Origin of the sequence: Streptomyces sp. NPDC004126 (genome assembly GCF_050275515.1) — a bacterium.
Classification (GTDB): Bacteria; Actinomycetota; Actinomycetes; order Streptomycetales; family Streptomycetaceae; genus Streptomyces.
Genome location: NZ_JBNNPF010000037.1, coordinates 36,725 through 49,592, shown reverse-complemented (window position 1 = coordinate 49,592; position 12,868 = coordinate 36,725). Strand labels below are relative to the sequence as shown.

At 71.0% G+C, this 12,868-nt stretch carries 14 protein-coding genes; all 14 read left to right on the top strand.

What is annotated here, in order from left to right:
- Positions 1-16 precede the first annotated feature (16 nt).
- The 14 genes from ACQKM2_RS28940 (at position 17) to ACQKM2_RS28875 (ending at position 12,838) form a co-directional block, all read left to right on the top strand.
- Positions 17-1,660: a thiamine pyrophosphate-binding protein gene (locus ACQKM2_RS28940; RefSeq protein WP_427714822.1), complete on the top strand. Its 1,644-nt coding sequence runs from the start codon at positions 17-19 to the stop codon at positions 1,658-1,660.
- 66 nt (positions 1,661-1,726) lie between these two features.
- Entirely contained in the window at positions 1,727-2,158 is a 432-nt protein-coding gene (locus tag ACQKM2_RS28935; RefSeq protein ID WP_427714821.1) for a nuclear transport factor 2 family protein, read from the top strand.
- 13 nt (positions 2,159-2,171) lie between these two features.
- Positions 2,172-2,627, top strand: coding sequence for a nuclear transport factor 2 family protein (locus ACQKM2_RS28930; protein WP_427714820.1), 456 nt, complete (start codon positions 2,172-2,174; stop codon positions 2,625-2,627).
- A gap of 16 nt (positions 2,628-2,643) precedes the next feature.
- Complete coding sequence (locus ACQKM2_RS28925) at positions 2,644-3,015, top strand: nuclear transport factor 2 family protein (RefSeq protein WP_007262997.1); 372 nt, start codon at positions 2,644-2,646, stop codon at positions 3,013-3,015.
- A 13-nt stretch (positions 3,016-3,028) separates the two neighbouring features.
- Positions 3,029-4,633, top strand: a complete 1,605-nt coding sequence (locus ACQKM2_RS28920; RefSeq protein WP_427714818.1) for a GMC family oxidoreductase — start codon at positions 3,029-3,031, stop codon at positions 4,631-4,633.
- Positions 4,626-5,237 (top strand): DJ-1/PfpI family protein, encoded by a 612-nt coding sequence (locus ACQKM2_RS28915; protein WP_427714817.1) that lies wholly within the window; start codon positions 4,626-4,628, stop codon positions 5,235-5,237. The genes ACQKM2_RS28920 and ACQKM2_RS28915 overlap by 8 nt, the downstream gene beginning before the upstream one ends.
- Complete coding sequence (locus tag ACQKM2_RS28910; RefSeq protein WP_427714815.1) at positions 5,237-5,668, top strand: VOC family protein; 432 nt, start codon at positions 5,237-5,239, stop codon at positions 5,666-5,668. Before ACQKM2_RS28915 ends, ACQKM2_RS28910 begins: the two co-directional genes overlap by 1 nt.
- A gap of 1 nt (position 5,669) precedes the next feature.
- Positions 5,670-7,493 carry an AGE family epimerase/isomerase gene (locus ACQKM2_RS28905; protein ID WP_427714814.1) on the top strand — a complete coding sequence of 608 codons (1,824 nt, stop codon included), beginning with the start codon at positions 5,670-5,672 and terminating at the stop codon, positions 7,491-7,493.
- A 40-nt stretch (positions 7,494-7,533) separates the two neighbouring features.
- Entirely contained in the window at positions 7,534-7,872 is a 339-nt protein-coding gene (locus tag ACQKM2_RS28900; protein WP_007262992.1) for an STAS domain-containing protein, read from the top strand.
- On the top strand, positions 7,869-10,013 hold the full coding sequence (glgX, locus tag ACQKM2_RS28895; RefSeq protein WP_427714813.1) for a glycogen debranching protein GlgX: 2,145 nt from the start codon (positions 7,869-7,871) through the stop codon (positions 10,011-10,013). Before ACQKM2_RS28900 ends, glgX begins: the two co-directional genes overlap by 4 nt.
- A 26-nt stretch (positions 10,014-10,039) precedes the next feature.
- Positions 10,040-10,351 (top strand): STAS domain-containing protein, encoded by a 312-nt coding sequence (locus ACQKM2_RS28890; RefSeq protein WP_362468245.1) that lies wholly within the window; start codon positions 10,040-10,042, stop codon positions 10,349-10,351.
- 41 nt (positions 10,352-10,392) lie between these two features.
- Positions 10,393-10,851, top strand: a complete 459-nt coding sequence (locus ACQKM2_RS28885; protein WP_427714857.1) for an ATP-binding protein — start codon at positions 10,393-10,395, stop codon at positions 10,849-10,851.
- The gene (locus ACQKM2_RS28880) at positions 10,833-12,092 is read left to right on the top strand and encodes a PP2C family protein-serine/threonine phosphatase (RefSeq protein WP_427714812.1); all 1,260 of its coding nucleotides are present in this window, start codon (positions 10,833-10,835) and stop codon (positions 12,090-12,092) included. Before ACQKM2_RS28885 ends, ACQKM2_RS28880 begins: the two co-directional genes overlap by 19 nt.
- Positions 12,092-12,838: an AAA family ATPase gene (locus tag ACQKM2_RS28875; protein ID WP_427714811.1), complete on the top strand. Its 747-nt coding sequence runs from the start codon at positions 12,092-12,094 to the stop codon at positions 12,836-12,838. Before ACQKM2_RS28880 ends, ACQKM2_RS28875 begins: the two co-directional genes overlap by 1 nt.
- Positions 12,839-12,868: the final 30 nt, after the last annotated feature.

Below are 12,868 nucleotides of genomic sequence, written 5' to 3'. Positions count from 1 at the left end.
AAATAGGGGGAGTCCGATGAATACCGAAGCCACTCCCGGACGGGAAAGGCTCATCGAACAGTTCAAGGCCGACGGTCTGAACGTCATGTTCGGAAATCCGGGAACGGTGGAACAGGGATTCCTCGACGCGGTGGACGCGGCGGCGGACTTCCAGTACGTCCTCGCCCTCCAGGAGACCGTGGCCGCGGGCATCGCCGACGGCTATGCCCGCGCCACCGGCGGCGCGGCCCTGCTCCAGCTGCACTCCGGGGTGGGGCTGGGCAACGGCATCGGCATGCTCTACCAGTCGCTGCGCGGCCACACCCCGCTCGTGGTGGTCGCCGGCGACGCCGGGGTGCGCTACGACGCCATGGACGCGCAGATGGCCTGCGACCTGGTCGCCATGGCCAAGCCCGTCACCAAGTACGCGACCCGGGTCACCGACCCCCGGTCCGTGCTCCGCACGATCCGGCGGGCCGTCAAGATCGCCCTGACCCCGCCGCGCGGGCCGGTGTTCGTCGCCCTGCCGATGGACGTGCTGGACGAGCCCAACTCCGAGCCCGTCCTGCCCGCCACGGTGCCGCTCACCGACGTGGCGCCCTCCCCGGCCTCGATCGGCCGGGCGGCCGAGCTGCTCGCCGGCGCCGAGCACCCGGTGGTCCTCGTCGGCGACGGGGTCGCGCTCTCCGGGGCGCAGGCCGAACTCGCCGCCGTCGCCGAGCTGCTGGGCGCCGACGTGTACGAGGTCGACTCGTCCGAGGTGAACATCGCCGCCTCGCACCCGCTGCGCCGCGGCCAGACCGGCCACATGTTCGGCCCGCACAGCAAGGACCTGGTCGGGCGGGCGGACGGGGTGCTGATCGTCGGCACCTACGTCTTCCCCGAGGTGTTCCCCGAACTGGAGAACCCCTTCCGGCCCGGCGCCAAGGTCGTGCACATCGACCTCAACGCCTACGAGATCGCCAAGAACCACCCCGTGGACCTGGGCCTGGCCGCCGACCCGCGGCACGCGCTGCGCGCGCTGGCCGGCGCACTGGAACAGCGGCTGGCCCCGGCCCGGCGGGCGGCCGCGGCCGCGCGGCTGGACGTGCGGACCCGAGAGCGGGCCCGGGACGCCCTGGAGCGGACGGACGACGACACGCCGATGGCCGTCTTCCTGCGGACGCTCGCCGAACGCACCGGAGGGGACCTGATCGTCTTCGACGAGGCGCTCACCACCTCCCCGCTGGTCACCCGCCACCTGCCGCCCGAGCGGCCGGGCGACTACCACCTCACCCGCGGCGGCTCCCTCGGCGTCGGCTTCCCGGGGGCGGTCGGCGCCAAGCTCGCCCACCCGGACCGGCTCGTCGTCGGCTTCGCGGGCGACGGCGGGTCGATGTACACCTACCAGGCGCTGTGGACGGCGGTCCGGCACGGCATCGCCGCCAAGTTCGTGGTCTGCAACAACCGCAAGTACCGGCTGCTCGACGACAACATCGCCCAGTACTGGCGGGAGCGGGACATCGCGGAGCACGCCTTCCCGGGCTCCTTCGACCTCTCCCGCCCCGAGATCGACTTCGCCGGGCTCGCCCGGGCACTGGGCGCCGAGGGGACCCGGGTGGAGAAGCCCGACGAGGCCGCGGCCGCCGTCACCCGGATGCTGGCCCACCCCGGCCCGTACCTGGTCGACGTCCAGGTCTGAACAGTGCCCGCACCCGGCCCGGCCGGGGCACACCACGCGACACACCGACGGACAGGAGGAGACCGCATGCCCGCCGAGCGGCTGACCGAGGACGCGATCCGCGCCTTCGCCGAGAACTGGTACGTGGCCCTGGACCGGCACCTCCCGCTGGAGCAGGTCCTCGCCCTCATCACCGAGGACCTGGAGTTCAAGGTCCCCGAGGACACCTTCCTCGGGCACCAGGGCTTCGGCCGCTGGTACGACGCCGTCACCCACCGGTTCTTCGACGAGGTGCACACGGTCACCAAGGTGGAGCCGGTCATCGAGGGCGACCGCGCCGTCGTCCGGGTCCTCGTCAACTGGCAGGCCAAGATCTGGGACCCGCCGGGCGCCCGCAGCCAGTGGCTGGGCTTCGACGCCGACCAGACCTGGACGGTCGTGGCCGGCGACGACGGGCCGCTGATCAAGCAGTACACCGTCAACGAACTGGCGCCGATGCCCGGTTCGGGCTCGCTCTGAGGGGGGCGGCGCGATGACCGAGGTGACACGCGAGCGGGTCGAGGCCGCCTACCGGGCGCTGGGCTCCGGAGACCGCGCCCGGATCCTCGACTACTACTCGGAGGACCTGCGCTGGCTGGTGCCGGGCAACCACCCGCTCGCCGGCTGGTACGAGGGCCTGGACGCCTTCCTGGAGCTGATGGGCCAGACCCACAAGCTCACCGGCGGCAGCTTCCGGATGGACCTGGAGGCGGTCCTCGTCGGGGAGGACTGCAGCGCCGACGTGTGCCGCAACACCGCCCTGCGCGACGGCGCCGACCCGGCGGCCGGCTCCCCGTACGAGCGGATGGACTACCAGGTCTTCCACTTCATGCGGTGGCGGGACGGCCGGATCACCGAGGGCCGCGACGGGCTCTTCGGGGACACGGCGGCCGCCTTCAGCCAGTTCTGGGCACCGTTCGCGCCGGACGGGACCCGCAGGGACCGATAGGGGGATGAGAGACGCGATGGACGCCCGAGAGATCCTGACCAAGTACTACCAGTACGCCAACGCCGGGGACTGGGACCGCTGGTGCGACCTGTTCGCCGACGACCAGGTCATGGACGAGCAGCTCGCCGGACACATCGAGGGGCTGGAGACCCTGCGCTCGATGATGAAGGGCATGGGGACCATGTACCGGGTCTTCCGCAACGAGCCCGTGCACTTCCTGGTCGACGGGACCAAGGCCGCGGCCGTGTCCCACCTCAGCGCCGTCAGCGCCTCCGGCGAGGCCATCGAGGCCGAGGTGATGAACTACTTCGAGATCGTGGACGGACGGATCGCCTACATGGCGAACTACCACGACACCGCCCCCTTCCAGGTGCTGAGCCAGGACTGAGGGGACCGGACTCGTGGCCACGCAGCAGTACGACTACGTGATCGTCGGCTCCGGCACCGCCGGCAGCGTCCTGGCGAACCGCCTCTCCGAGGACCCGGACGTCTCCGTCCTGGTCCTGGAGGCCGGCGGCCCCCGCATCCCGCCCGAGGTGGACGACCCGTCCTCCTGGTACAAGCTGCTCGGCGGGCCCGTCGACTGGGGCTACACCAGCGTCCCGCAGCCGGGCCTCGGCGGCCGCCGTACGTACGAACCGCGCGGCAAGGCCCCCGGCGGCAGCAGCAACCTCTACATCATGATGCACATCCGGGGCCACGCCTCGGACTTCGACAACTGGGCCTACCAGGGCGCGGCCGGCTGGGCGTACGAGGACGTCCTGCCCTACTTCGCCCTGCTGGAGGGCCAGGAGGACGCCACCGCCGCCACCACCGGCACGACCGGGCCGCAGCGCATCACCAACGCCGGACGGCACGGACCCAACCCGGTCTCCCGCGCCTTCATCGACGCCGCCGTCGAACTGGGCCACCAGGAGATCGCCGACTTCAACACCGACGGACCCCGGCGCGGCCTCTTCGGCACCGGCTGGCACCACATCGACGTCGCCGACGGCCGCCGCCAGGGCACCCTGGCCGCCTACCTGGAGCCGGCGCTCGTCCGCCCCAACCTGACCCTGCGCACCAGCGCCCAGTCCACCCGGCTGCTCTTCGACGGCGACACCTGCACGGGCGTCGAATACGCCCAGCTCCAGCCGCCCGCCGACGTCCCGGGCCGGACCGTCCGCGACGGCCACAGCACCGCCGCGGCCCCCGGGCCGCACACCGTACGGGCTCGCCGCGAGGTGATCGTCGCGGCCGGGGCCATCGAGTCCCCGAAGCTGCTGCTGCTCTCCGGCATCGGGCACCCCGAGCGGCTGCGCGAGCACGGCATCGCCGTCACCGCCGCCGTCCCCGGGGTCGGGGAGAACTTCCACAACCACGTCCTGACCGGGCTGATGGCCGAGGTCACCCAGGAACTCCCGGCTCCCGCGCAGAACCTGTCCGAGAGCGCCCTGTTCCTGTCCTCCCGGCCCGGACTGCCCGCCCCGGACCTCCAGATCGCCTTCGTCCACGTCCCGTTCGACGTGATCGTCGGCAAGGACCACCCGAACACCGTCTCCATCCTGCCCGGCGTCGTACGCCCGGTCTCGCGCGGCTGGATCAGGCTCGCGAGCGCCGATCCGCTGGCCCACCCGCTGATCCACCCGAACTACCTGGGCGACCGGTGGGACCTGGACCGGATGGTGCAGGGCGTCAAACTCGCCCGGGAGCTCTTCGCGACCTCCGCCTTCTCGCCCTGGTACAAGCAGGAGCTCCAGCCCGGCCCGGGCTTCGTCTCCGACGAGGAGCTGCGGACCTTCGTCCGGCAGAAGTCGGAGAGCTACCACCACCAGGCCGGCTCCTGCCGCATGGGCGTCGACGACCTCGCCGTCGTCGACCCCGAGCTGCGGGTGCACGGCGTACGGAACCTGCGCGTCGTCGACGCCAGCGTGATGCCCGCCGTCCCGTCGGGCAACTGCCACACCGCCATCGCGATGATCGCCGAACGCGCGGCGGACTTCCTGAGGGGGATCTCCCGTGCCTGACGTGGTCCTGCGCGAGGGGGCGCTGACCGGGACCAGGATCGCCGTCCTGGTCGAGAGCGACTTCTACGAACCGGAGATCTTCTACTACCGGCACCGGTTCGCCGAGGAAGGCGCCGAGGTCGACTTCCTGACCCGGCTGTGGGGCAACGACTCCATCACCTTCACCGGGCACGAGTACCGGGCGCCCTTCACCGCGACCAAGTCCCTGGAGGGGCTGGACGACGAGGAACTGCGCCGCTACGCCGCGCTGATCGTGCCCTCGGGGATGGTCGCCGACCGGCTGCGCTACACCGAGGACGTGGACGTCCTCGCCCCGGCGACCGAGTTCCTGCGCCGGGCCTTCGAGGAGCCGGCCGTGCTCAAGGGGATCATCTGCCACGGCATGTGGCTGGCCTCCTCGATCCCGGCCAAGGTGCGTGGCCGCAAGGTGGTCTGCCACAACAACCTCATCGGGGACGTCCGCAACATGGGCGCCCAGTACGTCGACGAGGACGTGGTGGTCGACGGGGACCTGGTCACCGGCCGCACCGGCGCCCACCACCACCTCTTCGCCCGCCGCATCATCGAACTGCTCGCCGCGGGCCGGGGCCGGGGGAGCACCTGATGGGCGCGATGGCCTGGTCCCACGTCGGCCTCAACTGCGCCGACCAGAAGACCACCGAGGAGTTCTACACCCGGTACTTCGGCTTCGCCCGGGCCCGGGTCGTCGACCTCGGGGAGTCGCGGATCGTGTTCCTGCGCAAGGGGGACGCGTACCTGGAGCTCTTCGCGGCGGCGGCCGAACCGGCCCGGCCCGCGCACGAAGACGGCCCGCCGGCCCCCGGCCGGATACGCCACCTCGCCTTCCAGACCGACAGCGTCGACGCCTTCCTCGCGGAACTGGGCGACGCGGCCGAGGTGACGCTGGGACCGCTGGACTTCGACGACTTCATCTGCGGCTGGCGGACCGTCTGGGTGCGCGACCCGGACGGGGTGATCGTCGAGGTCAGCCAGGGGTACGAGGACGACCGCTCACACGACAAGGACGGTGCATGACATGGCGGGCTCGCTGAACTTCTCCTTCTCCGACACGATCGCGGGCTATGTCGTCCGCTTCGACTCCTCGTCCCGGCTGCTGCGGCTGAAGACCACCGACGACCGCGAGTTCGAGGTCTCCCTCGCCTCCGGCCCCAGCGCCGAGCTGGTCCGCAACCTGGACGAGCCGTACGTCGACGCCTCCGGGCACGTCGACGAGATGCTCTCCCCGGGCCGGTTCCTCTTCGCCTACGGGGTCCACTACCCCGAGCAGGGCGGGCGCTTCGACGCCAAGCGGCTGGTGTTCCTGGGCCGCGGCGCCGAGGACTACCGCTTCGAGGAGGCCGGCTGGTGGATCCGGCAGATCGAGTCGCTGGCCGACTTCTACAAGCGCGCCCAGTTCGGCGACGGGCCGGTGGACTTCACCGAGTACCGCACCGAGATCCGCCTCGGCGGCGACAAGACCGCCAGCCACGTCCAGGAGACCGACACCATCTCCCGCCTGGTCTACGGCATGGCCTCGGCCTACCTGCTCACCGGCAAGGACGAGTACCTGGAGATCGCCGAGCGCGGCACCGAGTACCTGCGCAAGCACATGCGGGTCGTGGACAGCGAGGAGGACGTGGTTTTCTGGTACCACGGCATCAGCGTCGACGGTGACAGCGAGCGCAAGCTCTTCACCTCGGAGTTCTCCGACGACTACGACGCGATCCCGATGTACGAGCAGATCTACGCGCTGGCCGGCCCGATCCAGACCTACCGGGTCACCGGCGACGTCCGGATCAGGAACGACGCCGACGCCACCATCCGGCTCTTCGACAAGTTCTTCAAGGACGAGGAGCAGGGCGGCTACTACTCGCACATCGACCCGATCCTCTTCAGCGCCGACCACGAGTCCCTCGGCGAGAACGCCGAGCGCAAGAACTGGAACTCGGTCGGCGACCACGCGCCCGCGTACCTGATCAACCTGTACCTGGCGACCGGCGAGCAGAAGTACGCCGACTTCCTGGAGTACACCTTCGACACCATCGCGGACCGGTTCCCGGACTACAAGAACAGCCCGTTCGTCCAGGAGCGCTTCTTCCGCGACTGGTCGCACGACACCGCGCACAGCTGGCAGCAGAACCGCGCGGTGGTCGGCCACAACCTGAAGATCGCCTGGAACCTGATGCGGATGAACTCGCTGAAGGCCAAGCCCGCCTACGAGCAGCTCGCCCGGAAGATCGGCGAGATCATGCCGGCCGTCGGCAGCGACCGCCAGCGCGGCGGCTGGTACGACGTCGTGGAACGCGTCAAGGAGGGCGACCAGGAGGCGTACCGGTTCGCCTGGCACGACCGCAAGGCCTGGTGGCAGCAGGAGCAGGCGATCCTCGCCTACCTCATCCTGAACGGCACGGTCGGCGGCGACGCGAACCTGCGCGAGGCGCGGCAGGCCCAGGCCTTCTACAACACCTTCTTCCTCGACCACGACGAGGGAGCGGTGTACTTCAACGTGCTCGCCAGCGGTACGCCGTACCTGCTCGGCACGGAGCGGCTCAAGGGCAGCCACTCGATGTCCATGTACCACTCGGCGGAGCTCTGCTACCTGGCCGCCGTCTACAACAACCTTCTCATCAACGGCCGGGAGATGGACTTCCACTTCCAGCCCGACCCGACCGACCTGCCCGACCGGATCCTGCGCGTCTCGCCCGACCTGCTGCCCGCGGGCTCGGTGCGGATCGCGTCCGTGGAGATCGACGAGAAGCCCTACGAGGAGTTCGACGCCGAGGCGCTGACCGTCCACCTCCCCGACGTCCAGGGCCGGGTCAAGGTCAAGGTCCGGCTCCGGCCGGTGACCAAGCAGTAGTGCCCACGGGGGGCGCCCCAACAAGAGGGGAAAGCAGGCAATGAGTCTGAACGTGAAGGAACGCCGGAACAAGACGGCCACCGTGCTGGTCGCCACCGGCGAGATCAACAGCGAGACCTCCGGCACCCTGCTGGAGGCCCTGCTGCCGCTGGTCCGCGAGGGCCGGCCGCTGCGCATCGACCTGACCGCCGTCACCTACGTCTCCAGCGCCGGGCTGCGCACGCTGCTCGTCGTCTACCGCGAGGCGCAGCACGCCGGTGTCGCGGTCACCCTGTACGGGGTGAGCGAGGAAGTCCGGTTCGTCATGTCGGCCACCGGGTTCCTCGACTTCTTCGAGACCGGCGAGGCCGCCGCCACCAGGGCCGGGGCCGCGCGATGAGCGAGGCCCGCTCCGAGCAGGTGCTGCGCGTGGACGCGTACCCGACCCACGAGGTGGGCGGGTACCGCGTCCGCGCGGGCAAGCCGTTCCCCTTCGGGGCCAATGTGGTCCCCGGCGGGGTCAGTTTCTCCGTCTTCTCCGACCAGGCGACCTCCATGTCGCTGGTCATCTACAAGCGCGGAGAGCCCGAGCCGATGGCCGAGCTGGAATTCCCCGAGGAGTTCCGCACCGGCAGCGTCTTCTCCATGACGGTCTTCGGCCTCGACCACGAGAACATCGAGTACGGGTACCGGGCCGACGGCCCCTACGACCCGGCCACCGGCCACCGCTTCGACGCCCGGCAGGTCCTCTCCGACCCCTACGCGCGGCTGATCGCCGGCCGCGACGTGTGGGGCGTGGAACCGGACCGCAGCCGCGGCTACCAGTACCGCTCGCGGGTCTGCCTCCAGGACTTCGACTGGGGCGACGACACCCCGCTGCGGATCCCCGCCGAGGACCTCGTCGTGTACGAGGCCCACGTACGCGGCTTCACCCGGCACCCCTCCTCGCAGGTCACGGCCCCCGGCACGTTCGCGGGGCTGCGGGAGAAGATCCCGTACCTGAAGGAGCTCGGGATCAACTGCATCGAGTTGCTGCCCGTCTTCGAGTTCGACGAGAGCGACAACCCGCGCAGCAACCCCGAGACCGGCGAGAAGCTCTACGACTACTGGGGCTACAACACCGTCTCCTTCTTCGCGCCGAAGGCCGGCTACGCGGCCACCGGACGCTACGGGATGCAGGGCGACGAGTTCCGCACCCTGATCAAGGACCTGCACGCGGCCGGCATCGAGGTCATCCTCGACGTCGTCTTCAACCACACCGCCGAGGGCAACGAGCAGGGCCCCACCATCTCCTTCAAGGGCCTGGACAACGCCACGTACTACATGCTCACGCCCGAGGGGTACTACTTCAACTTCAGCGGCACCGGCAACACGGTCAACTGCAACCACCCCGTGGTCCGCAACTACGTCCTGGACTGCCTGCGCCACTGGGTCGCCGACTACCACATCGACGGCTTCCGCTTCGACCTCGCCGCGATCCTCGGCCGGGACCTGGACGGCACCCCGCTGCCCAACCCGCCGCTGCTGGAGATGCTCGCCTTCGACCCGGTGCTGCGGCACACCAAGCTCATCGCCGAGGCCTGGGACGCCGGCGGCCTCTACGAGGTCGGCAACTTCCCGGCCTACGGCCGCTGGGCCGAGTGGAACGGCAAGTACCGCGACACCGTCCGACGCTTCCTCAAGGGCGACCCCGGGGTCACCGGCGAACTCGCCACCCGCGTCGCCGGCTCGCCCGACCTCTACTCCGGCCGCGGGACGTCGGCCTCCGTCAACTTCCTGACGGCCCACGACGGCTTCACCCTGGCCGACCTGGTCTCGTACAACGACAAGCACAACGAGGCCAACGGCGAGGGCAACGGCGACGGTGCCAACGACAACAACAGCTGGAACTGCGGGGCGGAGGGGCCGACCGACGACCCCGAGGTCAACGCGCTGCGGCTGCGCCAGATGAAGAACGCCCTCGCGATCCTCCTCACCAGCCAGGGCATCCCGATGCTGCTGTCCGGGGACGAGGTCGGCCGCACCCAGCAGGGCAACAACAACACGTACTGCCAGGACAACGAGCTGTCCTGGTTCGACTGGGACCAGGTCGACGAGAACGCCGAACTCCTCCGCTTCACCCGCCAGATGATCGCCTTCCGGGGACACCACCGCGAACTGCGCTCCACCTCGCACCCCACCGGACGGCTCCGGGACGGCCTCGGCCTGCCCGACATCAGCTGGCACGGGGAGCGGGCCTGGCAGCCCGACTGGTCGGCCGACGGCCGGCTGGTGGCGGTGGCCCGCTGCGGCACCGGCGACCAGGACGTGGTGTACGTGGCCATGAACTCCCACTGGGAGGCGCACGACCTGGAACTGCCCGCCCTGCCCGGCGGCCGCAGCTGGCACCTGTTCGCCGACACCGGCGCCGAGGCGCCGCACGACATCCGCACCCCGGGGGCGGAACAGGAGCTCGACAACGCCGGCAAGTACCTGATCGGCCCGCGCTCGGTCGTGATCCTGGTCGGCCGCGCGACCGGACCCGAACCCGGGGACGACTGACCCGCCCAGACCGAAGGAGACCTGACATGCCGCTTTCCGTGTCCCTGAGCATCGAGGGCGACACCACCGTGATCGAACTGACGGGCGAGCTGGACGCCAAGACCGCCCCGGACTTCCACCAGACGATCGAGAAGGCCGCCGGGCACGGCACCGGCACCGTCGAGATCCGGATGGCCGGGGTCGGCTACATGGCCAGCGCCGGCCTGCGCTCCCTGGTCTTCGCCCAGCAGAAGGTCGGGGGCGAGGTCACCATCAAGGTGACCGGCGCCATCGAGCCCGTCGCCCGGACCATCCGTACGGCGGGGCTCGACCGCAGCATCGTCCTCTCCGATGACTGAGTCGCCGACGACCGGTCAGGGCGCCGGGAACGGTGACTGAGATGGTGGAACTGGCGAGGAAGCCCGCCGTGCTGGACGTGCCCGCGACGGTGGGGGCACTGGGCGACATCGCCGCGTTCGTCCTGCGGCTGGCCGGCCGGGCGGGCCTCGGCAAGGGGGCCACGTACCGGATCCGGCTGGCCGTGGACGAGCTGGCCACCAACATCGTGATGCACGGGTACCGGGACGGCGGCGGACGGATCACCGTCCGCGGCCGCTCCGGTCCCGACGGGGTGCGGATCGTCATCGAGGACACCGCCCCCGCGTTCGACCCCGTCGCCGGCCGCCTGCCCCCCGCCCCCGGGATCCCCCCGGAACGGCGGCGGGTCGGAGGCCTCGGCATCCACCTGGCCCTGACCAGCGTGGACTCGTACGCCTATGCCCGCAGGGACGGCCGGAACATCAGCACGCTGACCGTGAAGGCCGATGAGGGGACGGACGCATGCCCTCCACGACCGTGATCATCCTGGACGTGTACCCGCCGCCGCCCATCGAACTGCTGGACGCGCTGCGGCGGATGGACGCCGAGCTCGTCCCCCGCACCCTGGGGGAACTGCTGCGGGGCCGCCTCGAACTGCTGCCCGCCGCGGACGTGCTGCTCGCCCCCGCCGAAGCCGACGGGGAGACCGTGCGCAGCGCCGTGCGCCGGCTGCGGCGCTGGGCCGGCGCGCCCATCGTCGTCGTCTGGACCGTCCGGGACTTCGCCGCCCTGGAGCGGCACGTCCGCCTCGGCCACGACTACCTCGTCCCGCCCTTCCTGCCCGCCCTCGTCGGAGCCCGGGTGCACAGCTGCACCGAACGGGCCGGACTCGGCCGCACCCTGCGCGAAGCCGACGCCCGCGCCGAACTCATGGGGTACGAGAAGGAGCTGGAGATCGGCCGCGAGATCCAGGCCGGCTTCCTGCCCGAGGCACTGCCCGTCCCCGACGGCTGGGAGATCGACGTCCGCTTCCGGCCCGCCCGGCAGGTCGCCGGGGACTTCTACGACGTCTTCGAGATCTCCCGGGGCCGCCGCCTCGCGGTGGTCGTCGCCGACGTCTGCGACAAAGGGGTCGGCGCGGCCCTGTTCATGGCCCTCATCCGCTCCCTGCTGCGCCACACCGCCGAGAACAGCGGACTCCAGCACCTGATGGCCGCCGGCCGCACCGGCGGCAGCCGCCGCACCCCGGTCGTCGGCGCCACCCCGCTGCTCAACGCGGTCACCGCCACCAACGGCTACCTCACCCGCAACCACCTGCGGCAGGGCTACTTCGCCACCCTGTTCTTCGGCGTCCTGGACCCGCTGACCGGCAGCCTCGTCTACATCAACGGCGGCCACAACCCGCCCCTGCTGCTCTCCGGCGACGGCTCGGTACCCCGGGCCCTGGAGGTCACGGGCCCGGCGGTCGGGGTGCTGCCCGACTGCGTCTACACCCTCGGCTACGCCCAGTTGAACCCGGGCGACACCCTCTTCGTGTTCACCGATGGAGTGCCCGAGGCCCGCTGCCCCGACGGCAGCTTCCTCGGTGACGAGAGGATGCTGGAGCTGCTCGCCGGCCCCCCGGCGAGCGGCAGGGAGGTGGTCGACGTGATGGACCGGGCGGTGCGCGAGCACACCGGCACCGCCGAACAGCACGACGACGTCACCATGCTGGCCGTGCACCGGCCGCGTGCGGCGCGGGGGCCGCACGCGGACGACACCGGATACCAGGTGGTGGCGTGATGACCCGGACCATCGTGGTGCACTCGCACCGTGGCGGCACCGGCAAGTCCTCGGTGCTGGCGAACCTCGCGCTGCTGCTGGCGGCCGCGGGGCGCCGGGTCGGGGTGGTCGACACCGACCTCCAGTCACCCACCCTGGACCAGCTGTTCCGGCTCGGCCCCGGCAGCGGCTCGCTCGCCGACTACCTGCTCGGCCGCTGCGAGATCGAGACCGCGGCCCGGGCCACCGCCGTGCCCGGGCTGTACGTCGTACCGGCCCGGACCGGGACGGCGGCCCTGCAGGAGCTGATGACCACCGGGTACGACGTGGGACTGCTCCCGGAGGGCTTCGACCGGCTGGCGGAGAGCCACGCGCTCGACTTCCTGCTGCTCGACACGCACGCCGGGCTCAACAACGAGTCGGTGACCGCCATGGGCAGTGCCGACGTGGTACTGATCATGGCGAGGGCCGACCGGGTCGACCTCTCCGGAGTGGAGGAGACCATCGCCCTGGCCGGGCGGCTGGCCTGCCGGCGGGCCCTGGTGCTGAGCATGGCACCCGAGGGCGTGGACCGGCGGGAAGTGGCCCGCAGGGCCGAGGAGGTATACGGCGCCCCCCTGGCCGGAATTCTCCCGTACGTTCCGGAAATGGCTGCTCTCTACGGAGAGCGCATATTCGCGGAAGCCCTTCCCGACCACCCCCTGGTCGGTGAATTCCGCACGATCCTCACGGCGTTGGGCGCACGTGACGAAGTATCGCGGGCCTGACGCCGCCCCCTTACGCCCCTCGCGAAGGGG